Raw genomic sequence first — 21,441 nt, 5'->3', positions numbered from 1 at the left:
CACGGCTTCATTTGAAACTGTGGTGCACCGCCGGGAGTCCGGCCGGCGCGCCGTGGTCGAGCAGGCGGCGCAGGGCATCGGTGTCCAGGTGCTTTTCCACCAGGTCGCCCAGCAGATCCAGCTGCCCCGCGCGGACCTCGGCGAAATCCGTGTCGTCGGCCGGTACGAAACCGTCCCGCCCGGCGCGCCGCGCCGCCCACCGCAGGAAGGCCCGCCGGAACGCGTTGTTCTCGAACAACCCGTGCCAGTGGGTGCCGAGCACGGATTCCGCGATACCGCCTTCGGCCCGTCCGTCGGGCAGGATGACCAGCGGCGTCAGGTCGCCGCGGCGCACGGCGACACCATGGTGGATCTCGTAGCCCTCGACAGGCTCGCCGAAGGCCTCTCCGCGTGGCCTGGCCAGCGTCTTGTGCGGCGCGAACTCGATCTCCAGGTCGAGCAGCCCGAGTCCGTCGACCGCGCCGGCCCCGGACTCGACCTCGTCGACGATTCGGCGGGCCAGCATCTGAAAGCCGCCGCAGATCCCGACCACCGGCAGTCCGGCGCGGGCGTGCACACGGATCGCCTCGGCCAGCCCACTGCTCCGCAACCAGGCCAGGTCGGCGACCGTCGACTTGGATCCGGGCAGCACGACCAGGTCCGCATCGGCCAGTCGCGAAGGTTCGGTGACGAACCGGACCGCGACGCCCGGTTCCACGGCCAGCGCCTCCACGTCGGTGGCGTTGGAGATCCGCGGCAGCCTCGGCACCGCGACCCGCAGCCACTGGCCGCCCTTTGGCGGGGCGGGACGCCCGATCACCCCATCGGCCACGTAGGACAACGAATCCTCGGCGTCCAGCCACAGCTCCTCGGCCCACGGCAGCACGCCGTGCACCGGGCGGCCGGTCAGCGCGCGCAATTGGTCCAGCCCCGGCTCCAGCAGCGCCGGATCGCCGCGGAACTTGTTGATCAGGAATCCGGCGACCAGCGCCTGGTCCGCCGAGTCAAGCAGCGCGAGGGTGCCGAAGAGCTGGGCGAACACGCCGCCGCGGTCGATGTCGCCGACCACCAGCACAGGCAGTCCGGCGGCCTGCGCGAGGCCCATGTTGGCGATGTCGTTGGCCCGCAGGTTGATCTCGGCCGGTGATCCGGCGCCCTCGCACACGACGTAGTCGTATTCCGCGCGCAATCCCTCCAATGTGGACACGACGGTGTCCAGCAGGGTGGCCTTGCGGGCCCGGTAGGACATCGCGGTCACCTCGCCGGACACCTGCCCGAGCACGACGACCTGCGAACTGCGGTCGCTGCCTGGCTTGAGCAGCACGGGGTTGAACCGCACCGAAGGCTCGACGCCGCACGCAGCGGCCTGCACGGCCTGCGCGCGCCCGATCTCGCCGCCGTCGGGCGTGACCACGGAGTTGTTGGACATGTTCTGCGCCTTGAAGGGCGCAACCCGAGCGCCGCCGCGCGCCAACCAACGACAGATCCCGGCGGTGACCACGCTCTTCCCGGCATCCGAGGTGGTCCCGGCAACCAACACCGCATTCACACGTAGTTCCTACCCCATCAAACCGGGCCCCCCGAAGGCGCCACCGAACCACCGGCAACACCCACAGGCCGACCATCTCCCCAGGTGAGCACCCCGTGAGCGTTTTCCGGGGCTACAACACCCAAAACCGCTCACAGCCACCCCACCTGCACAAATGCACCGGCCGACCAAGACGCATCGCCCCTGGAAGCCTCCGAGGACCGACGCCTCACGCAGACACTGCAGTCGGCGAAATCGCACGAAATCGCCGGGCAAAGCAGCCGCTAAGCACAGCCGAAAGCCAATGCAGGGAAGCGAAAGCGCCTACTACAACCGCAACCGTGACACGCGAATCTCACGACTTAAATCCGCCGCAAGCGGCGAAGCCGCTTAGCCACCCTCGCAACCGGCACCGCCTCTGAGGTTCCGCGACCCGCACCGCTACGCAAAACGAGCCTGGAATCAGGGGAGAGTCAGGATTTCGTTGCCTTCTTCGGTGATTAGGATGGTGTGCTCGAACTGGGCCGTCCAGCTCTTGTCCTTCGTCGTCACCGTCCAGCCGTCGTCCCACATGTCGTACTCGTGGGTGCCGAGGGTGATCATCGGCTCGATGGTGAAGGTCATGCCGGGTTCCAGGACGGTCTGCACAGACGGCTCGTCGTAGTGCAGGATCACCAGTCCGCTGTGGAACGAACGGCCGATGCCGTGCCCGGTGAAGTCGCGGACCACGCCGTAGCCGAACCGCTTGGCGTAGGACTCGATCACCCGACCGATCACGTTGAGCTGACGTCCAGGCTTGGCGGCCTTGATACCCCGCATCAGGGCCTCGTGGGTGCGCTCCACCAGCAGCCGCGCGTCCTCGGAGACCTCGCCGGCCAGGAACGTCCCGTTGGTGTCACCGTGCACGCCGCCGATGAAGCCGGTGACATCGACGTTGACGATGTCGCCGTCCTCGATCACCGTCGAGTCCGGGATGCCGTGGCAGATCACCTCGTTCAGCGAGGTGCAGGACGACTTCGGGAAGCCCCGGTAGCCCAGCGTCGAAGGGTAGACCCCGTGGTCGCAGAAGAACTCGTGCACCACAGCGTCGACTTGGTCGGTGGTCGCGCCGGGCTGTACCGCCTTGCCGGCCTCGACCAGGGCCTGCGCGGCGAGCTTGCCCGCCACCCGCATCGCCTCGATCACCTCGGGCGGCTGCACGTCGGGGTCGCTATTGCGCTTGGGAGCCGGTTTGTCGACGTACTCGGGGCGCTCGATGTGCGCTGGGACTGGGCGACGCGGCGTCTGCACGCCTGACTTCAACGGAGCTCGAACCGGCATGCCCCCCACTGTAACCGCGTTGCGCTCCCCCACTCCGGCTGGCGGCCATGAACGCACCACACCCGTCACCCTCACCGTTGGACCGCAATTTCCATTGGGGTTTTTTCATCCTGTTTGTTCTGGTGGTGGGGGGTTGACGGGGTGGGGTGGGGTGTGTGTGGGCTGGTCAGGGGCGATGATCATTTTTGATGATCGTTTGTCAGCGGGTGATTTCGAGGTTGGTCAGCACCAGCAGGGCCCGTAGTAGGCGGGTGGCGTTGGCTGCGTGCATGCGTAGGCGGGTGAGGATGCGCCAGTTTTTGAGGTCGGCGAAGCCGTGTTCGCAGGTGGCGCGTTCGCGGGCAACGAGTTGGTTGGCTTGTTTCTGGGCGTCGGTGAGCGGGTGGGCGCGGGCGGCGCGGCGGCCGATGATGATCACGGGTTCGTCGGGGTCGTCTTCCAGTCCGGTGAATCCGAGGTCGCACATCGCGCCGAGTTCGGCGTCCCGGAGTGCGGTGGTGATGTTGTTGTGGCGGGCGGTGGTGACTTCCGAGGCCCGCCCTGGTTTGGCCGCAGAGAACCACAACAGGTTGCCTTTGTGGTCGGTGAGGGCGAGAAACAGCAGGCCGTGGGCTTTGTGTTTGCCGCTGTAGTTGCGCCGGTTGTTCTTGCCGGTGCGGCGCTGGGTGCGCACCAGGGTGCCATCCAGCAGCACGACCTCACCCCCGCCGCGGGCCACTTTGCTCAGGACGCGGTCCAGGCGCGGGGCACGGGCGGCCAGCAGGTCGATGACCTCCAGCACCCAGCGGCGGATCGTCGAGGCCGACACCCTGTTGCCGCCGGCCATGTCCAGCAGCCGCTGGTCGTGACGCAGCACCGCGAGCACGATGATCGCCTGCGTACCAGGGGTCACCTTGCGCCAGCGAGAGCGGATTTTCCTGCAGTGCGTGGTGATCAGCGAGGCGAGGTAGTCGATCGTGGCCCTCGACACGGGAAGTTGGGCTTGGTACACAATGGGTTCGGTGCCCTCGGCGGGGCTGGATTGGGTTTTCACACACTCCCCAACCCCGCCGGGGGCACTCTCGTTGCAGCCAACCGGCCATGATCATCGTCACATCTTCTCCGCGACCACGGCCACCGTCAGATGATCTTGATAAATGATCATGGCCCTGGCCAGCCCGCCCACACCACGCCACCCACGACCACACCCTCTGACCAGCCAAGATCAGGATGAAAAAAGCCCATTGAAATTGAAGATGGCGGATCCGCCGATCCAATTTCAATGGAAATTGCGGTAGTACCCGTCAGTTCGCGCCTGGTGAGGCCGTGGTCAGCCCCGCTTCTTCCGCCGCAGCCAGTAGCGCCGGGTCGTAGGAGACGTAGGCGTGCAGACCGTTCTTGATCTTGCACGCGGAGGCCAGGTGGATGGCGTCCACCGGGCCGACGTTGCCACGCAGCTCGGTGGCCACGTCGAGCACGTCCTGCTTCACCGGCAGCTGGTCGATCTTCGACACGATGATCGACGCCAGGTCTTCGGCGGCCGGCCCTACCTCACGGAAGGTGCGCAGCACGTCGACCTTCGACAACGCGCTGGTCACGCGGGGGTGTTCCCAGCGCTCGCGGATCCATTGGCTAAGTGCTTTGCTCTCCGGCTCGGGGGCGATCAACTTGATCAGCGCGGAGGAATCGAAGTAGATCAAAACCGCTCCTGTTCACGCCTGCGCAGCAGCCGGTCGGAGACGTTCGGGGTCGGCGCTGCTGGCAACGGTTCGGGGAGCTCGCCGCCTTCACCGGGCACGAGCTCTCCGGCGGCGACGAGTTCGTCGTACAGGGTTTGGTCACGCGTGGGCGGACTTAGCACCGCGACGGTGCGCCCCCGATCGGTCACGAGGATCGATTCGCCGGCGGCGACCCGCTTCAGGTATCGACTGGCGTTCTGCCGCAGCTCACGAACGCCGATCCGCTCCATGTGCAACAAGGTAGCACAATGATCACCACTGGTGATCACCCCGGACGCGTGAAGCGATCAGGCGCCCGCGAGGAAGCGCTTCGCGGCCTCGCCGGCCGGGCCCGACGAGCCCGCGTCGGTCACCAGCACCGCGAAGGCCAGGTCGCCGCGGTAGCCGACGAACCAGCCGTGCGAGTGGGTCCCGTCGCCGAACTGCGCCGTGCCGGTCTTGCCCCGGACGTCACCGGAACCGTTCAGCGAGGTCGCGGTCCCGCTGGTGACCACCTCGCGCATCATCGCGCGGAGCTGGTCGAGGGACTGCGGCGACGGCGGCTGCGGTTCGGCGTCGGCCTTCGTCGGCACGCCCCGGACCAGCGACGGCACCGGCATCCGCCCTCGGGCGATCGAGGACGTCACCAGCGCCATGCCGAACGGGCTGGCCAGCACCGTGCCCTGACCGATGCCGTTCTCGGCGCGCTGCACCGTGCTGTCGGCCGGCGTCACCTTGCCGGTGATCGTCGTCGCGCCTGCCATGTCGAAGTCCACGCCGAGGCCCAGCTGCCGCCCCGCGTCGGTCAGCGCCTGCCCGGGCAGGTCGACCGCGAGCTGCGCGAACGACGTGTTGCAGGAACGCGCGAACGCCGTCCGCAGCGGCACTTGGCCGAGGTCGAACTCCTTGTCGTTCGGCAGCACCCGGCCGTCGAACACCTTCTTGCCCGGGCATTCGACCTGGGTGTCGATGTTGACCTTGCCGGACTCCAGCCCGGCGGTCGCGGTCACCGTCTTGAACGTCGAGCCCGGCGGGTACTGGCCGGAAAGCGCCACCGGGCCCTGCGCGTCGGCGGCGGCGTTCTGCGCCACGGCGAGCACCTCGCCGGTGGACGGCTGCATGGCGACCAGCATCGCGGCCTGCGGTACCGGGTCCACCGCCTGTTCGGCGGCCTGCTGCGTGCGGTCGCCGAGGGTCACGTTGGTCGGCGCGACCGGCTTCTCGGCGACGTCGTGCAGCTCCGCGGCCTCCTGACCGGCAGCGTCGAGCGTGACGACGCGCCACCCGGCGTTCGCCTCGACCTGCTCGTCGACCTTGCGCGCGACGCCCGCGAGCACCTGCGTGCCGTACCCGCGCTCGGTGGTGACCAGCCGCGTCTGGGCCGGGAAGCGCACGCCCGGCAGGTCGTAGATCTGCGCCTTGACCTTGTCGTAGTCGCTCTGCCGCAGCGTGACCACCGCGTACGGCTGGCCCTGCGGCGTTTTCGCCACGCCGTCCAGGATGGACTGCTGGGTGATCGCGGGCTCGACGGTGCTCAGCGCGCTCGCCAGCGAAGACGCGACCGCCCGCACGTCACCGGCTTCCTGCGGGCTGAGGCTCACGGTGATCAGCTGCTCCGGGCCCATGAGCTGCTTGCCGTCGCGGTCCAGGACCGGCGCCGGATCGGGCCGTTGTTCGCGGAAGGCGATGGTCTGCCCGGCGGCGAGTTGCGGGTGGATCACCGCTGGTGCCCAGCGGACCTTCCAGCCCTGATCCTGCTCGACGAGCTTGAACTCGTTCGAGTAGTTCCAGACCTTGCCCGCGCCGAAGTCCCAGGACATGTCGAACCGGACGGTGGGCACCCCCTGGGCGTCCTCGGTCACCTCCCGGACCGTCGCGTGCGCGGCGGTCGGCGACAGGTTCCGCCGAGCCGCCTCCAACGCCTGCCGGGCCTGGTCGGGCGCGTCGGTCTGGTTCGCCGCACCTGCTGCGTCGCCTGCCGCCACCGCGTTCACGAAGGACACGGCCACGTCCTCTTCAGAGGGTCCGGTGCTGCAAGCGGCCAACGGCAACAGCAGCAGTGCCGCCGCACCGGCCAAGATCCGCGAGGAAACCATGTCCGCGAGTATGCCGAACCTCCCGGAACGTCCACACCTCTTTTCCGGCGGGGCACCCGCGTTCGGGCCACACCAACCACACCGATGACCGTTTCAATTGAAACTGCCATCGAACACGGCACGAGGGACGGCAGTTTCAATTTACTGCCGTCGAACTCCACAGTGGACGATCAGAGGAGGACGGTGCCGAAGGATCCGACCTGCTGGAAGCCGACCTTCCGGTAGGCCAGGCGGGCGGCGGTGTTGTAGCCGTTGACGTACAGGCTCGCCGTGCGTCCCAGGCCGCGCACCAGCCGGTCCGCCACCGCAGCCGTTCCCGCCGTGCCCAGTCCGGTGCTGCGCCGGTCCGGATGCACCCAGACGCCTTGGATCTGGCCCACGGTTCGGGACACCGCGCCGATCTCGGCCTTGAACACCACCTCGTTGCCCTCGAAGCGGGCGAACGCCCGGCCACCGGCGATCAGGTCGGCGACCCGCGCGCGGTAGCTCGCCGCGCCGCCGTCGCTGGACGGGTCCACCCCGACTTCCTCGGTGAACATCGCGATCGCCGCAGGCAGGTAGCGGTCCAGCTCGTCCGGGCGCACCGGGCGGACCAGCGGGTCCGGGGCCACCCGGGGCGGTTCGGAGAGCGCCATGAGCGGCTGGTCGGCGCGCACCTCCCGCGCCGGGCCCCACTGCGCCGCCACCTCGTTCCAAAGCGCAAGCACTTGCTCGGCCGGGCCGACCAGCGACGAGCACACGCGGCGTCGGCGCAGCGCGCGGTCGGCGAAGGCGCGCATCGCGGCGGGTCCGCCGCGCAGCGGGATCAGGTTCGCGCCCGAGAAGCACATCCCGGTGAGCTTGCTGCCGTAGCCCCACAGTTCGCCGCCGAGGCGCAACGGGTGGACGCCGGCTTCCTCGACGCGCGCGGCCACCATGCAGGCCGCGACCGGGGCGGAATCCAACACGGAACGGACCAGCAGCGCGTCGCGTTCCTCCAACAGCCGTGCACCGGCGAGCTTGAGCACCTGCCAAGACTGCCAGAAACCCCGGTCGAAGAGCCTCCCCGGCCAAGATGCACCACACCCACCCGAACGTGCACTCACCCGTTCGGAGCAACCTGATCGATGGAACACCGCCGATCCAGCGCACCGAACCGTGCGGACGCCCGGAAATGTGAAGACCGGCCGCCCCCTGAATCGGGGACGGCCGGTCCCGGCGAGATCAGCTGACGGTGACGACCGGCGCGCCGGACTCGGCGTCGGCGGGTTCCATGTCCTCGGCGATGCGCATGGCCTCCTCGATCAGGGTCTCGACGATCTGGTGCTCCGGCACCGTCTTGATCACCTCGCCCTTAACGAAGATCTGGCCCTTGCCGTTGCCCGAGGCCACGCCGAGGTCGGCTTCCCGCGCCTCGCCCGGCCCGTTGACGACGCAGCCCATGACCGCGACCCGCAACGGCACCTCCATGCCCTCCAGGCCGGCGGTGACCTCCTCGGCGAGCTTGTAGACGTCCACCTGCGCCCGTCCGCACGACGGGCACGACACGATCTCCAGCTTCCGCGGCCGCAGGTTCAGCGACTGCAGGATCTGGGTGCCGACCTTGATCTCCTCGACCGGCGGCGCCGACAGCGACACCCGGATCGTGTCCCCGATGCCCTGGCGCAGCAGCGCGCCGAAGGCGACCGCGGACTTGATCGTGCCCTGGAACGCCGGGCCGGCCTCGGTGACGCCGAGGTGCAGCGGGTAGTCGCACTGCTCGGCGAGGATCTCGTAGGCGCGCACCATCACGACCGGGTCGTTGTGCTTCACCGAGATCTTCAGGTCGTGGAAGTCGTGCTCGGCGAACAGGCTCGCCTCCCACAGCGCCGACTCGGCCAGGGCCTCCGGGGTCGCCTTGCCGTATTTCTGCATCAGCCGCGGGTCCAGCGAACCGGCGTTGACGCCGATCCGGATCGGCGTGCCGTGGTCCTTGGCGGCCTGCGCGATCTCCTTGACCTTGTCGTCGAACTTCTTGATGTTGCCCGGGTTGACGCGCACCGCGGCGCAACCGGCCTCGATCGCCGCGAACACGTACTTCGGCTGGAAGTGGATGTCGGCGATGACCGGGATCTTCGACTTCTGCGCGATGGCCGGCAGCGCCTCCGCGTCGTCCGCGCTGGGGCACGCCACCCGGACGATGTCGCACCCCGCGGCGGTCAGCTCCGCGATCTGCTGCAGCGTGCTGTTGATGTCCGCAGTGACGGTCGTAGTCATGCTCTGCACGGAAATGGGGTGTTCACTGCCCACCCCGACCGCTCCGACCTGCAACTGCCGGGTCTTGCGCCGTTCCGCGAGCACCGGAGCCGGGGCCGCGGGCATGCCCAGATCGACGGTCATCGATTCCTCTCCACCTCTTCTGGTGTTCTTCGGGCGACTTGCGCCGCCTCGCACCACGATACCGGCGCACGTTCATCCGGCCGGACGTCGTGGGGTCGACCGGATCACGTTCGGTGATCATAAGTGCCCGTTCACGTCGCGTTGGGAACACCGTCGCGCGCCGGTCACCACCCGATCCGCTTAACCGCCGTGGCGAGCGTCGAAGCCCGTTCAACACCGCCGACACGCATCCCGCCGCCGCTCGGCCACGCAGGTGAAATTCACACCCGATGCCGTTCTTGCCGTTCAGCCCCGCCGCGCGGCTAGAACAGCTTCACCGGGTTCACGACGTCGGCGACCAAGACCAGCAGCGAGTACGCGATGAAGATCAGGCTCACCGCGTACGCCAGCGGCATCAGCCTCGCCGTGTCGAACGGGCCCGGGTCCGGCCGCCGCACCAGCTTGGCGAACCTGCGGCGGATGCCCTCCCAGATCGCACCGGCGACGTGGCCGCCGTCCAGCGGCAGAATCGGCAGCATGTTGAACACGAACAACGACAGGTTCACGCCCGCGAGCAGGTTGAACATCATGATGATCCGGGCGTCCACGCCGAAGTCGTCCGACGCCAGCACCTCGCCGCCCAGCCGGCTCGCGCCGACGATGCCCACCGGCGAGTCCTGGTGCCGCTCACCGCCGAAGATCGCGTTGATCAGATCGGGCACCCGCTGCGGCAGCTCGACGACCTTCTGCATGGTGAGGCTGACGAACCCGCCGATGGTCTTCGCCACGCCGCCGAAGTCCTGCTTCACCAGCTGCGACGTCGGGGTCAGGCCGAGGAAGCCGACCTTCTCGTACTCGCTGGTCGAGTTCAGCTTCGGCCGGTCGGTCTGCATCAGGTTCGCCTGCAGGGTCAGCTGCTGGCCACCGCGGTCGACGACCACCGGCACGGTGCCGGCGGAGCCGCGGATGGCCAGCTGCAGCTCGTCCCACGAGGCGTAGGGCTTGCCGTTGAACTCCAGGATCCGGTCGCCGGGCCGGAAATCGGCGGCCGCGGCCGGGGACGGCGGCGCGTCCGCCGGGCACTGCTCGGTGTTCGGGGCGGTGGCGGGGAGCACGCACGCGCTGACCGACGACACCGTCGTGGTCGGCGTGTTGATGCCGTGGCCCATCAGGATCGCCGCGAAGATGCCGACCGCCAGGATGAGGTTCATCACCGGCCCGGCCAGCATCACGATGACCCGCTTCCACGGGCTGCGCTGGTAGAACTGCCGGTGCGCGTCCTCGGGGGTGATCTCCTCGGCGGACATCTGGCGGGCGTCCTCGATCATCGCCCGCCACGGCGCGGACGACGCGGTGCGGCCGTACTTCTCGTCCTTCTTCGGCGGGAACATGCCGATCATCCGGATGTAGCCGCCGAACGGGATGAGCTTCACGCCGTACTCGGTGTCGCCCTTCTTGCGCGACCAGATGGTGCGGCCGAAGCCGACCATGTACTGGGTGACCTTGATCCCGAACAGCTTCGCCGCCGCCAGGTGCCCCAGCTCGTGCCACGCGATGGAGAACAGCAGACCGAGGAAGAAGATGATGATGCCAACGACGACCAGCATCTACTACTCCGCCTTCCCCGCGAGCTCGCGAGCCCGGGTCCGCGCCCAGTCCTCGGCCGCGAAGACCTCGTCCAAGCCCACCGGATCGCTGCGCCACTGATCGGCGCCGGCGAGCACCTCACCCACAGTCTGCACGATTCCGGTGAAGCCGAGTCGGCCATCGACGAACGCCGCCAGCGCTTCTTCGTTCGCGGCGTTGTAGATCGCGGGCAGGCAGCCGCCGCCGGAGCCCGCAGCTCGGGCCAGCTCGACGGCCGGGAACGCCTCGTTGTCCACCGGCTCGAAGGTCCATTCCTGCGCCTGCTCGAAGGTCAGCGCCGGGGCGGCCTTGGGCACCCGGCGCGGCCATTCCAGGCTCATCGCGATCGGGATCCGCATGTTCGGCGGGCTGGCCTGGGCGATCGTGGCGCCGTCCACGAAGGTGACCATCGAGTGCACGATCGACTGCGGGTGCACCACGACGTCGATGCGGTCGTAGCCGATGCCGAACAGCAGGTGCGCCTCGATCAGCTCCAGGCCCTTGTTCACCAGCGTGGCCGAGTTGATGGTGACCACGCTGCCCATCGACCAGGTGGGGTGGGCCAGCGCCTGCTGCACCGTGACGTCCACGAGCTCGTCACGCTTGCGGCCCCGGAACGGGCCGCCGGAGGCGGTAAGCACCAGCCGTTCCACCTCGTCGGAACGACCCCCGAACAGGCACTGCGCCAGCGCGGAGTGCTCGGAGTCGACCGGCACGATCTGGCCGGGCGCGGCGCTGCCCAGCACCAGCGCACCACCCGCGATCAGCGACTCTTTGTTGGCCAGCGCCAGCTGCGCGCCGGTCGCCAGCGCAGTCAGCGTCGGCTTGAGACCGCGCGAGCCGTCGACGCCGTTGAGCACCACGTCGGCGGGGGTGGACTCGATGAGGTCGGTGACTGCGTCCGGCCCGGCCAGCAGCCTGGGGAGGCGGAACTCACCGGCCGCGTAGCCGCGCTTCTGGGCCTCGGCGTAGAGGGCGAGCTGGAGGTCTTCAACGGCGGTGCCCTTGGCGACCGCAACGGCCGGGACGTCGAACTCCAGCGCCTGTTCCGCCAGCGCCTGCGGGTCGCTGCCGCCCGCGGCCAGCCCGGCGACCCGGAACCGGTCGCGGTTGTGCCGGATCACGTCCAGGGCCTGGGTACCGATCGAACCGGTCGAGCCGAGCACCAGCACGGTGCGGGGGTCGCCGGGTGCGCTCTGATTCGGGGTGTCGGCGTGCATCACGGTCATTGTCCCCGAAGAAGGTGAGCACCCGTCGCTCGCGGTGCGCAAATCACTTCCGGGGCTCACGATCAGGCGGTAGGCCCGGCCGGAAGCAGAACAGCTGGGCATCATCGCCTGGGGTGTTGCGGAAATCGCTTCCGCAACACCCTTTTCCCTGATCGCAGGGGGCAGGTGCGCGCTCGGGCGCCGGGGGCGTGTGCGAGGATGGGGGCAATGTGGATCGCCGGACGGCGGTCTGTGCACCTAGCAATGTCTTCCGGCCTCGCGGCCGGCGTGGCGCAGGAGGGGAACGTGGCGAGCACCGAGCTGGAGAAGAAGCCCAGCCAGGCCATCGACCCGGCCGAGGAACCGTCGGTCGAGTGGGGCTGGCACGGCGGTTTCCCGAAGGGCACCCAGTTCATGGGCTGGTTCTCGGTCGTCGCGTGCCTGGCCATGCTGATCGGCAACCACCAGGGCATCTTCAGCGGTGGCGGGCACTTCAAGACCGAGGACGGCTACCTGGTCTTCATCGCGGCGGTCCTGGTCATCGGCCTGCTGATCGACCTGCGCAAGAAGCGGACCGCCTGGCGCCGCTGACGCGCCGAAAGCATGAATGAACGCCGCCCCGGTGACCGGGGCGGCGTTCATTCATGAGTGCGCTGGTTCTTGACCCAGCCCGCTGGTGTTCTGAAGCGGCGCAGCCGATCAGCCCACCCGCGCAACCGCACCGCCGCGGGACGGTGCCCACCCCGTGGGGTTTCCCCGACGCACGTGTTGGGTCCGCACGTGCGTCGGGGAACCCGCAGCGAGCAGGCGTCCGGGGTTCCGCTACCCGCACCGCCGCGCAGAAGGAGCCTGGAAGCAGCGGTTCACGGGTTGATGCCGGTGAGGACTGTGACATGCTCCTCGGTGAGATCCGTCATCGCGGCCCGCACGCCTTCCCGGCCGACGCCCGACTCCTTCACCCCGCCGTAGGGCATCTGGTCGGCGCGGAAGCTCGGCACGTCGCCGATGATCACGCCGCCGACTTCCAGCTCCGACGACGCGCGGAAGGCCAGCTGCAGGTCGCGGGTGAACACCCCGGCCTGCAGGCCGTAGCGGGAGGCGTTGACCTTCTCGAACGCCTCGTCCACCGAGTCGACCGGCGCGATGACCAGCACCGGCCCGAAGACCTCCTCGCAGGAGACCTTCGCGTCCTCCGGCGCGTCGGCCAGCACCGTCGGCGCGTAGGTCGTGCCCTCGCGGGTGCCGCCGGTGAGCACCCGGGCGCCCGCCGCGACGGCTTCGCCGACCCACTGCTCGACCCGCTCCGCGGCCGCCAGGTCGATCAGCGGTCCGACCTTGGTGGCCGGGTCCTTCGGGTCTCCGGTGCCCTGCGCTTCGACGGCCTTGACCACGCGGGCGGTCAGGTCGTCGACGATGTCGCGGTGGGCGTAGACACGCTGCACCGAAATGCAGGACTGGCCGCCCTGGTACACCCCGAAGGTGGCGATGCGCTCGGCGGCGTAGTCGAGGTCCGCCCAGTCCGAGTTGACGATCACCGCGGCGTTGCCGCCGAGTTCGAGGGTGACGTGCTTGCGCGGGGCCGAGTCGCGGATGCCCCAGCCGACCGGCCCGGAACCGGTGAACGACACCACCGGCAGCCGCGGGTCCGCGACAAGCTCGGCGGCCTTCTCGTTGGTGGTCGTCACCACCGACCAGGACCCGGCGGGCAGTTCGGTCTCGGCCAGGATCTCGCCGAGCAGCAGCGCGGACAGCGGGGTCTTCGGTGCGGGCTTGAGCACGATCGGGGTGCCGACGGCGAGCGCCGGGGCGACCTTGTGTGCCACCAGGTTGAGCGGGAAATTGAACGGCGAGATGCCGAGCACCGGGCCGCGCGGGATCCGGCGGATCAGCGCCATCCGGCCCGTCGTGCCCGCATCGGTGTCGAGCCGCTGCAGCTCGCCGGAGAAGCGGCGGGCTTCTTCCGCGCCCCAGCGGAAGGTGGAGGCGGCGCGGGCGACCTCGCTGCGAGCCCAGGTGATCGGCTTGCCGTTCTCGGCGGTGATCAGCTGCGCGATCTCCTCGGCCCGCTCGGTGAGGCGGCGGCTCACGTGGTCCAGCGCCGCCGCGCGCGCGTGCGCGGGCAGTTCGGCGAACTCGCGGCGGACCGCGTGCGCGGCGGCGACGGCCCGCTCCACATCGGCGTCGGTGGCGTAGCACGTGGTGGCGACTGCCACGCCGTCGTAGGGATGACGCACCTCGAAGGTCGCGTCGCTGGTGACCCGCTCGCCAGCGACCCAGTACCCGGTGACCGATGACATCGGCTGCCTCCTGTCGATTTTCGTCCTCGCCGCGACGCTACGGCCGCGCCCCGAGCCACCGGCACTGCCAATCCGTCCACCGCCGCCCACGACCATGTCCAAACCGTCACCCCACCTCGCTCGGCTAGCGAAGGGCACCTCGACCGGTTTGCTGGCCGCGCAGATCGGGCGCACCGGCGCGGGCGTCTTGCTCGCGCGAACTCGCGAACCCGGGGCACGCGATCAGCGCACCGGGCGGGCGAAGGTGCCCGTCAGCTGCGAGACGTCGCCCGATCGAGAGGGTCGATGGCGTTCCGGATCTGGCGCATCAGCTTCCTCCAGGCAGGATGCACAGCAGGTCGTACAGGACGTGGGCGGCGGCGATCCCGGTGATCTCGGCGTGGTCGTAGGCCGGGGCCACCTCCACCACGTCGGCGCCGACCACGTTCAGGTCGGCCAGCCCCCGCACCACTTCGAGCAGCTCGCGGCTGGACAGCCCGCCGGCTTCGGGGGTTCCGGTGCCCGGTGCGTACGCCGGGTCCAGCACGTCGATGTCGATGGACAGGTACACCGACCGCTACCCGAGCCGGGTGCGGATCCGCTCGATGATGGTGTCCAGCGGCGTCCGGGCGAGCGCGCTCAGCACGCCCAGCACCGCGTACGTGATGCTGTGGCTGGCACCGCCATCGGGCAGCCCGAACAGCCGGTGCAGCAGGCCCGCCATCGCGGCCCCGCCGGTCCACACCGTCAGCGGGCCAGAACTCCAGCCCGAACGAGGCGGGCAGCCAGCCGAAGATGACGACGCCGAGGCACATGTTGGAGCCGAGCTGGATGCCGGCGGCATCGCGGGGGCGGCCGGTGCGATCGGCGCCGGGGATGGTGTCGGCGCCGTGCGCCTCGATGCTGACGCGCGGCGTTGACGACCGTCCGAAGCTCGGCCGTTCGCACGGACTCGTGAGTGCTCGCTCCGGCAAGAACCGGACTCAGCACTCACGAGCCTTGGGCGCGAAGTGGCCGCGTCAGGACTGGCGGAGGGCTTCGAGGGCGAGGTAGAGGTCCACCCGGTCCGCCGTGCTGAAGAGGCTGCGGCCCGTGAGCTCTTCGACCCTGCTCATCCGGTGCCGCAGGGTGTTGATGTGCACGTGGAGGTGTTGCGCCGCCTCCTGCCAGCGGCCGCCCGCGTCGAGGAACACCGCCAAGGACGGCAGCAGGTCGCTGCCCCGGCATTCGTCGTGGTCCAGCACCGGTCCGAGCAGCGCCGGGCTGCTCAGCTGCTCGTGCGTCATCCAGCCGCGTTCGGCCCGGGACGACACCACCTCGGCTGCATGCGCCGCCTGCAGCAGGCTCACGCGCAGCTCCGACGCGGTTCCGGGCTTGCCGACGCCGATGTGGGCGACTCCGCTGTCCAGTGCATCGTTGATGCGCCGCGCGAGCTCCGCCACGGTGTCGCGGACCCGCGCGAACGCGACGACCTCGCCGCCGCGCAGGAACGGCCGGGCGCCTTGATCTCGATGGTGTGCACCCAGCGGATCGGCCGGTCCACCCGGCCGCGCACCCGCACCTGCAGGGCGAGTTCCGGCAGGTTCAGCAGATCGTCGACGCGCACCGCGCCACCCTCGTCACTCGCCGGGCCGGTCCAGGACTTGCAGCGCCAGCCACAGCTCTGCGCGCACGCCGGGCTGGTCCAGGCCGCGCCCGAGCAGCTCCTCCACCTTGCGCACCCGGTTGCGCAGGGTGTGCCTGTGCACGCCCAGCCGGTTGGCCGCCGGATCCCATTGCCCGTGGTGCGCCAACCAGGTCTGCAACGACTCGATCAGCGCGTCCTGCCCGCGCAGCGGGGCGAGCAGGGCCTCGGCGAACGCCTGCGCATCGGTGCCGGGCACCAGGTTCAGCAGGCCGTATCCGGCGAGGTCTCCGAAGTGCACCGCTGTGCCGCTGCGCTTCGCCGCACGCGCCGCCTGCTGCGCCTGGCGGAGGCCTTCGGCGAGCCCGGCCACCTCGCACGGCTCGGACACGCCGACGGCCACGCCAGGCTGACCGGTGAGCCAATCGAGCGCGCCGCCATCGACGAGCCCCACCACGGTGTCGCCGTGTTCGGCCAGGTAGGCGGGGGCGCTCGGCTGGTCCGCCGCCAGCCGGGTCAGCAGCTCGTCGCGGTCGCGGGCACCGGCCAGCGCCACCACCCGGAACGGCTCGGGCGGCAGCTCGGCGTGCAGATCGGGGAGCACGTCCTGCACCGGCTCGCCGCGGAGCATCAGGTCCAGGAACCCGGCGCGCAGCCGACGGCGGGCAATGGCGAGGGCCTCGACCTGTTCCAGCGCCAAGGTCAGCAGCGAGGCGGCCGAGTTGATCACGTGGTGGTCGGTGGTGGCGAACGGCCCGCCGCGGCCGACGGCCAGGAAGCCGCGCGCCCGGCCGCCCAGCGCCTGCATGCTCACTTCCTGATCGCCGAGCGAGAACCCGGCGGCGGCCAGGCCGCGCTTCGCGCGCACCTTCGCCACTTCCGGCTCCAGCTGCGGCAGCCGGGAACCGGCCGCCGCCGGGGCGCTGTGCAGGAGCCGGCCGCCGGCGTCGAGCAGCAACACCCACGCGTCCAAGAGCGTCGCGAGCTTGCGGACCAGGGCGGCCACCCCGTTGGTGGTGCCGGCCGCCTGCGCGAGTTCGTGCTGGGCGCGGCTGGTGCGGCGCAGGCTCGCGTACTCGTCGGCCGCGACGGCGCGCGAAACGGCCTTGCTGATCGCGATGAACGGCGTCGGACGGGGCACTTCGAGCAGCGGCAGCCCGGCGGATTCCGCAGCTTTCACGAGCTCGGCAGGGATCACCCGGTGGCTGAGCCCGACACCGAAACCCAGCCCCGCGACGCCGACCGCGGTGAGCCGCTCGACCAACCCCGCGCAGTCCTCCGGGCGCAGCGCCAGACCGGTCGTCAGCAGCAGTTCGCCGCCCTCCAGGAACGGTGCCGGATCCGTCAGCTCGCTGGTGTGCACCCACGCGATCGGGCGGTCGAGCTCCCGTGCACCGGCCCGCGCGGCAAGCCCCAGCTGGGCATCGGCGACCAGGTCGCGCACCGTCAACGACACCGGTCACCTCCTGACATTGTGTCGAATCCTGAAATCCGAGTTAACCAGATCGTCCCCTGTTCGGTTCGGGGTGCCGGGGTGACTCTGGTCGCAGGACGAATGCGACCGGAGCCTGCTCCAAGCGGAGATAACCGCTTGCGATGCGGGGCTCAATCTCACGCAGGCCACTTTCGAAACAGTTCTCAGGAGGTCCCCACCGTGACGGTTTCCCCGGCCCAGGCAGCACTGCCGCAGGCGCGCGTGCTGCGCACCGAAATCCCCGGCCCGAACTCCCGCGAACTCCAGCGGCGCCGCACCGCGGCGGTGTCGACCGGCGTGGCCAGCGTGCTGCCGGTCTTCATCGCCGAGGCAGCCGGCGGCGTGCTGCACGACGTTGACGGGAACTCGCTGATCGACCTCGGTTCGGGCATCGCCGTCACGAACGTCGGCAACGCCGCGCCGGAGGTCGCCGAGCCCGTGCGCCGCCAGGTCGGCGAGTTCACCCACACCTGCTTCATGGTGACGCCGTACGAGAACTACCTGCAGGTCTGCGAGGAACTCGCGGCGCTCACCCCGGGCGACCACGAGAAGCGCAGCGCGCTGTTCAACTCGGGCGCGGAAGCGGTGGAGAACGCCGTCAAGATCGCGCGGCGGGCCACCGGGCGGCAGGCGATCGTGGTGTTCGACCACGCCTACCACGGGCGCACCAACCTGACCATGGCGCTGACCGCGAAGTCCGTGCCGTACAAGCACGGATTCGGCCCGTTCGCGCCGGAGATCTACCGGGTGCCGATGTCGTACCCGGCGCGGGATTCGCGCACCGGCGAGCAGGTGGCGCGGGAGGCGATCGACCGGATCGAGAAGCAGCTCGGCGCCGACTCCGTCGCGGCCGTGCTGATCGAACCGATCCAGGGAGAAGGCGGATTCATCGAGCCAGCGGCCGGATTCCTGCCCGCGATCTCGCGGTGGTGCACCGACAACGGCGTGCTGTTCATCGCCGACGAAATCCAGACCGGCTTCTGCCGCACCGGCGCGTGGTTCGCCTGCGACCACGAGAACGTGGTACCCGACCTGATCACCACGGCGAAGGGCATGGCCGGCGGCCTGCCGCTGGCCGCGGTGACGGGCCGCGCGGAGCTGATGGACGCGATGCCGCCGAGCAGCCTGGGCGGCACCTACGGCGGCAACCCGGTCGCGTGCGCGGCCGCGCTCGGCGCGATCCGCGCGATGCGCGAACGGGACCTGGCCACGGCCGCGCGCGACATCGGCGACCTGGTGTTCCCCCGCCTGCGTGAGCTCGCCGAGACCACCGACGCGATTCTCGACGTGCGCGGCCGGGGTGCCATGATCGGCATCGAGTTCGTCAAACCGGGCACCACCGATCCGGACCCCGAGGTGACCGCGAAGATCGCGAAGGCCTGCCACGCCCAGGGCGTCGTGATTCTCACCTGCGGCACCTACGGCAACGTGATCCGCCTGCTGCCGCCGCTGGTCATCGACCACGCCCTCCTCGAAGAAGGCCTGGCGGTCCTGGAAGAAGCCATCCGCGAGCACACGCGGTGATCGACCGGGCTGCGGGCGGTCTGCCGGGTATAACAGCCGCCCGCGGCCCATCTTCCACGCAGGCCACGCGACGGAAGCGGGAACGCCAGCAGACGAATGTCCCAGCAGGAGCCGGCACGAGCCGGAACAACTGCTCACGACCGCATGGGGGGCTCGGCCCGGTGCGCGCCGTTCGGGGGGTGGGCGGCGCGCACCGGGCCGTGCACGGGTCGGGGTTGGTTCATCCGGCCCCGGCCCGGGTCTTTCAGCGCAGCTGGTGCCGGGCGAAGAACTGCATGATGATCGGCGTCGCGTCGATGACCGCCGGCTCGTCGGAGTCCGGATTAGGATGCGTGCTCGGCCAGTCGTGCCCGAGCCCCTCGATCTTGTAATGCACCACGTCGCCGCCGCGGTCGCACCCGGCCCACCGGCTGACCTGCACGCCGTTGCCCTCGTCTCGGACGATCGGCCCGTCGTGGCAGTCGTTGCGGTCGGCCCAGCCCGCCAACCATTCCGGGATCGGCGGCAGGCCCTTGTCCGGGTTCCCGGGGTACGGGATCGTCGCGTCCGCGTTCCCGTGGAAGTCCAGGATCGGCGCCGCGCGCTCCGGCTCGCACGCGCCGCCCTGCGGGTAGAAGGCGCCGGACACCGGCGCGAACGCGGCGATCCGGCGGCTCATCTGGCAGGCGAGCACACCGGTGAAGCCACCGCCGTTGGACTTCCCGGCGGCGTAGATCCGCTTGGGATCGACGCAGAGGTCCCGCTGCAACTCGTCGAGCAGATCGCCGGTGAACAGCACGTCGTCGGCATCCGCCGAGTACGGCGCGCCCTGCCAAGCGGTTTCGCCGTCAGTGCCGACGAGCCCCTGCGGGTAGACCGCGATGGCGTCGGTGGCCGAGAACTCGGAGAGTTCCGCCTGGTACTCCGAGGTCCGCTTGTGGCCGTGGAAGGACAGCACCAGTGAGATCGGCTTGGCCTGCCGGTAGTTCTCCGGCACGTGCACCAGGTAGCTGCGGGTGGTGCCACCGGAGACGATCGTCCGGGTCTGCGAGGAGCCGGGCGCCACCGCGGACGCCTTGCCACAGCCGGTGGACGGCACGGGGTGGTCGGTCACGCGAGCCGGTTCGGCCTGCGCGGGCAAGCCACCCAGCGTCATGGCCACGCCGACCGCGACCAGTAACCGTCCACTTCGGATCAAACGGGAAGAGCAGCGGGCGAACACCCGCTTCGCGCGGCCAGGCACCATTGCCTCCCACCTCGATCAACTCGGGTGCAAGGATCATGGACCTCCGAAGCCCGCCGGTCAGCATTGCGTACATTGCGTTCACGCGTCACTCGAAGGGCGCGGCGTTGCGCACCGCCCACTCGGTGAAGGTGCGGGGTAGGCGACCGAAGACCTGCTCGACGTCCGGACTCACCTGCTGCTCAGCGGCTTTCGGGCTCGCCCAGGATGCCGAGGGGGACTTCGAGGGAATCCTGGGCAAGGTCAAGCTAGCCCGCGCGAACTACGACGCCGCGCAGCGAACCCGCCCCCGCCAGCAGCCCCGGCTGCGGCGCGTTTCAAACGGGCGGGCAGAGGCGCCCTTCACCCCGGAAGAATCAGCCTTCGGCGGCGAGTTGACCGCAGGCCGCCGCGATCTCCTGGCCTCGGGTGTCCCGGACCGTGCACGAAACACCCGCTTCACGAACCCGGCGGACGAACTCCCGTTCCACCGGCTTCGGGCTGGCGTCCCACTTGCTGCCCGGCGTCGGGTTCAGCGGGATCAGGTTGACGTGCGCGAACGGCCCGAGGTGGCGGTGCAGCAGCTTGCCTAAGAGATCCGCGCGCCACGGCTGGTCGTTGATGTCGCGGATCAGCGCGTACTCGATCGACACCCGGCGCCCGGTGTGGTCGGCGTAGCCGCGGGCGGCCTCCAGCACCTCCGCGACCTTCCAGCGGTTGTTCACCGGCACCAGCGTGTCGCGCAGCTCGTCGTCCGGGGTGTGCAGCGACACCGCGAGCGTGACGTGCAGGTTCTCAGCGGTCATCTTCTTGATGGCGGGCGCCAGCCCGACCGTGGACACGGTGACCGACCGCTGCGAGAGGCCCAGCCCCTCCGGCGCCGGGTCGCAGATCCGGTGCACCGCGTTGATCACCCGCCGGTAGTTGGCCAGCGGCTCGCCCATGCCCATGAACACGACGTTGGACAGCCGACCGGGCCCGCCCTGGACCTCGCCGTCGCGCATCGCCGCCGCGGCCGAACGCACCTGGTCGACGATCTCCGCGGTCGACAGGTTGCGCTGCAGCCCGCCCTGCCCGGTGGCGCAGAACGGGCACGCCATCCCGCAGCCGGCCTGGCTCGAAATGCACACGGTCGCGCGGTCCGGGTACCGCATCAGCACGCTTTCCAGCAGCGTGCCGTCGTGCGCGCGCCAGAGCGTCTTGCGGGTCGTGCCGTCATCGGTGTTCAGGTGCCGGACCGGGTTCAGCAGCGGCGGCAGCAGGTGCTCGGCGAGCTTCGCGCGGCTGGCCGCCGGAATGTCGGTCATCGACTCCACGTCGGCGTTGAGCCGGCCGAAGTAGTGGTGCGCGAGCTGCTTGGCGCGGAACGGCTTCTCCCCCAGCTCGGTCACCGCGGCGCGTCGTTCGTCGGCGGAGAGGTCGGCGAGGTGCCGCGGCGGCATGCCACGGCGCGGGGCGTCGAAGACGAGCGGAAGGGAAGTCGCAGACATAGCGCCCACCAGTGTCCCACGGCGCGGAACGACCTTGGCGGCCGGGCGATGCCATGCGAAC

Annotated in this window: 20 protein-coding genes and 1 pseudogene; 3 read left to right on the top strand and 18 right to left on the bottom strand. The window is 69.9% G+C overall.

Features of this window, described 5'->3' with window-relative positions; translation table 11 throughout:
* Window positions 1-7 precede the first annotated feature (7 nt).
* The 10 genes from DL519_RS38200 to dxr all read right to left on the bottom strand — a co-directional run bounded on the left by DL519_RS38200 (window position 8) and on the right by dxr (window position 11,812).
* Window positions 8-1,528, bottom strand: a complete 1,521-nt coding sequence (locus DL519_RS38200) for a cobyric acid synthase (protein WP_190822100.1) — start codon at window positions 1,526-1,528, stop codon at window positions 8-10.
* Between the two features lie 441 nt (window positions 1,529-1,969).
* Window positions 1,970-2,827, bottom strand: coding sequence for a type I methionyl aminopeptidase (gene map, locus DL519_RS38195; protein ID WP_190822098.1), 858 nt, complete (start codon window positions 2,825-2,827; stop codon window positions 1,970-1,972).
* Between the two features lie 199 nt (window positions 2,828-3,026).
* The gene (locus DL519_RS38190; protein WP_190813279.1) at window positions 3,027-3,860 is read right to left on the bottom strand and encodes a transposase family protein; all 834 of its coding nucleotides are present in this window, start codon (window positions 3,858-3,860) and stop codon (window positions 3,027-3,029) included.
* 250 nt (window positions 3,861-4,110) lie between these two features.
* The gene (locus DL519_RS38185) at window positions 4,111-4,506 is read right to left on the bottom strand and encodes a type II toxin-antitoxin system VapC family toxin (RefSeq protein ID WP_168584913.1); all 396 of its coding nucleotides are present in this window, start codon (window positions 4,504-4,506) and stop codon (window positions 4,111-4,113) included.
* Complete coding sequence (locus DL519_RS38180) at window positions 4,503-4,775, bottom strand: type II toxin-antitoxin system Phd/YefM family antitoxin (protein ID WP_190824465.1); 273 nt, start codon at window positions 4,773-4,775, stop codon at window positions 4,503-4,505. The genes DL519_RS38185 and DL519_RS38180 overlap by 4 nt, the downstream gene beginning before the upstream one ends.
* A 57-nt stretch (window positions 4,776-4,832) precedes the next feature.
* Window positions 4,833-6,620, bottom strand: a complete 1,788-nt coding sequence (locus DL519_RS38175) for a penicillin-binding transpeptidase domain-containing protein (RefSeq protein ID WP_190822096.1) — start codon at window positions 6,618-6,620, stop codon at window positions 4,833-4,835.
* Window positions 6,621-6,790: 170 nt separating this feature from the next.
* Complete coding sequence (locus DL519_RS38170) at window positions 6,791-7,627, bottom strand: GNAT family N-acetyltransferase (RefSeq protein ID WP_190822094.1); 837 nt, start codon at window positions 7,625-7,627, stop codon at window positions 6,791-6,793.
* Between the two features lie 196 nt (window positions 7,628-7,823).
* Window positions 7,824-8,978: a flavodoxin-dependent (E)-4-hydroxy-3-methylbut-2-enyl-diphosphate synthase gene (gene ispG, locus DL519_RS38165; RefSeq protein WP_190822092.1), complete on the bottom strand. Its 1,155-nt coding sequence runs from the start codon at window positions 8,976-8,978 to the stop codon at window positions 7,824-7,826.
* A 302-nt stretch (window positions 8,979-9,280) separates the two neighbouring features.
* Complete coding sequence (locus tag DL519_RS38160; RefSeq protein WP_190822090.1) at window positions 9,281-10,564, bottom strand: M50 family metallopeptidase; 1,284 nt, start codon at window positions 10,562-10,564, stop codon at window positions 9,281-9,283.
* A gap of 3 nt (window positions 10,565-10,567) precedes the next feature.
* Complete coding sequence (dxr, locus tag DL519_RS38155) at window positions 10,568-11,812, bottom strand: 1-deoxy-D-xylulose-5-phosphate reductoisomerase (RefSeq protein ID WP_190822089.1); 1,245 nt, start codon at window positions 11,810-11,812, stop codon at window positions 10,568-10,570.
* 285 nt (window positions 11,813-12,097) lie between these two features.
* Here dxr and DL519_RS38150 point away from each other — a divergent pair, with 285 nt between their 5' ends.
* Window positions 12,098-12,382, top strand: a complete 285-nt coding sequence (locus tag DL519_RS38150; protein WP_190822087.1) for a DUF2631 domain-containing protein — start codon at window positions 12,098-12,100, stop codon at window positions 12,380-12,382.
* Between the two features lie 272 nt (window positions 12,383-12,654).
* Here the strand turns inward: DL519_RS38150 and DL519_RS38145 are convergent, their stop codons facing one another.
* Window positions 12,655-14,088, bottom strand: coding sequence for an aldehyde dehydrogenase family protein (locus DL519_RS38145; protein WP_190822084.1), 1,434 nt, complete (start codon window positions 14,086-14,088; stop codon window positions 12,655-12,657).
* Between the two features lie 307 nt (window positions 14,089-14,395).
* Window positions 14,396-14,662 (bottom strand): annotated as a pseudogene (locus DL519_RS38140) (arginase family protein); the annotation flags it as partial.
* On the opposite strand from DL519_RS38140, the gene DL519_RS38135 reads away from it, so the two are divergent.
* Window positions 14,625-14,987 carry a hypothetical protein gene (locus DL519_RS38135; RefSeq protein WP_190824653.1) on the top strand — a complete coding sequence of 121 codons (363 nt, stop codon included), beginning with the start codon at window positions 14,625-14,627 and terminating at the stop codon, window positions 14,985-14,987. The pseudogene DL519_RS38140 and the gene DL519_RS38135 overlap by 38 nt on opposite strands.
* Before the next feature lie 99 nt (window positions 14,988-15,086).
* Here the strand turns inward: DL519_RS38135 and DL519_RS38130 are convergent, their stop codons facing one another.
* From DL519_RS38130 to DL519_RS38125, 3 genes are read right to left on the bottom strand one after another with little or no spacing between them, the layout of a single operon-like run.
* Complete coding sequence (locus tag DL519_RS38130) at window positions 15,087-15,416, bottom strand: PucR family transcriptional regulator (protein ID WP_223840017.1); 330 nt, start codon at window positions 15,414-15,416, stop codon at window positions 15,087-15,089.
* On the bottom strand, window positions 15,413-15,673 hold the full coding sequence (locus tag DL519_RS47795) for a PucR family transcriptional regulator ligand-binding domain-containing protein (protein ID WP_223840016.1): 261 nt from the start codon (window positions 15,671-15,673) through the stop codon (window positions 15,413-15,415). Before DL519_RS47795 ends, DL519_RS38130 begins: the two co-directional genes overlap by 4 nt.
* Before the next feature lie 13 nt (window positions 15,674-15,686).
* Window positions 15,687-17,147: a PucR family transcriptional regulator gene (locus DL519_RS38125; protein ID WP_190822082.1), complete on the bottom strand. Its 1,461-nt coding sequence runs from the start codon at window positions 17,145-17,147 to the stop codon at window positions 15,687-15,689.
* A 198-nt stretch (window positions 17,148-17,345) separates the two neighbouring features.
* Between DL519_RS38125 and gabT the strand changes: the two genes are divergently transcribed.
* Entirely contained in the window at window positions 17,346-18,689 is a 1,344-nt protein-coding gene (gabT, locus tag DL519_RS38120; RefSeq protein WP_190822080.1) for a 4-aminobutyrate--2-oxoglutarate transaminase, read from the top strand.
* Between the two features lie 244 nt (window positions 18,690-18,933).
* On the opposite strand, the gene DL519_RS38115 is transcribed toward gabT, so the two are convergent.
* From DL519_RS38115 to rlmN, 3 genes are all read right to left on the bottom strand, one after another.
* Complete coding sequence (locus DL519_RS38115; RefSeq protein ID WP_397545015.1) at window positions 18,934-19,914, bottom strand: alpha/beta hydrolase family esterase; 981 nt, start codon at window positions 19,912-19,914, stop codon at window positions 18,934-18,936.
* Window positions 19,915-19,999: 85 nt separating this feature from the next.
* Window positions 20,000-20,152, bottom strand: coding sequence for a hypothetical protein (locus DL519_RS50565; RefSeq protein ID WP_397545014.1), 153 nt, complete (start codon window positions 20,150-20,152; stop codon window positions 20,000-20,002).
* Window positions 20,153-20,267: 115 nt separating this feature from the next.
* Complete coding sequence (gene rlmN, locus DL519_RS38105; RefSeq protein WP_190822079.1) at window positions 20,268-21,380, bottom strand: 23S rRNA (adenine(2503)-C(2))-methyltransferase RlmN; 1,113 nt, start codon at window positions 21,378-21,380, stop codon at window positions 20,268-20,270.
* Window positions 21,381-21,441: the final 61 nt, after the last annotated feature.

The organism is Saccharopolyspora pogona (genome assembly GCF_014697215.1).
In the GTDB taxonomy this organism is placed as follows: Bacteria; Actinomycetota; Actinomycetes; order Mycobacteriales; family Pseudonocardiaceae; genus Saccharopolyspora; species Saccharopolyspora hattusasensis.
This window is presented reverse-complemented; position numbering and strand designations above follow the sequence as displayed.

Coding starts and splice junctions, on each gene's coding strand:
- DL519_RS38135 (WP_190824653.1), top strand. CDS start 14,625: ATGGACAGGTACACCGACCGCTACCCGAGCCGGGTGCGGATCCGCTCG.
- map (WP_190822098.1), bottom strand. CDS start 2,827: ATGCCGGTTCGAGCTCCGTTGAAGTCAGGCGTGCAGACGCCGCGTCGC.
- rlmN (WP_190822079.1), bottom strand. CDS start 21,380: ATGTCTGCGACTTCCCTTCCGCTCGTCTTCGACGCCCCGCGCCGTGGC.
- dxr (WP_190822089.1), bottom strand. CDS start 11,812: ATGACCGTGATGCACGCCGACACCCCGAATCAGAGCGCACCCGGCGAC.
- ispG (WP_190822092.1), bottom strand. CDS start 8,978: ATGACCGTCGATCTGGGCATGCCCGCGGCCCCGGCTCCGGTGCTCGCG.
- DL519_RS38160 (WP_190822090.1), bottom strand. CDS start 10,564: ATGCTGGTCGTCGTTGGCATCATCATCTTCTTCCTCGGTCTGCTGTTC.
- DL519_RS38145 (WP_190822084.1), bottom strand. CDS start 14,088: ATGTCATCGGTCACCGGGTACTGGGTCGCTGGCGAGCGGGTCACCAGC.
- DL519_RS38180 (WP_190824465.1), bottom strand. CDS start 4,775: ATGGAGCGGATCGGCGTTCGTGAGCTGCGGCAGAACGCCAGTCGATAC.
- DL519_RS38115 (WP_397545015.1), bottom strand. CDS start 19,914: ATGGTGCCTGGCCGCGCGAAGCGGGTGTTCGCCCGCTGCTCTTCCCGT.
- DL519_RS38175 (WP_190822096.1), bottom strand. CDS start 6,620: ATGGTTTCCTCGCGGATCTTGGCCGGTGCGGCGGCACTGCTGCTGTTG.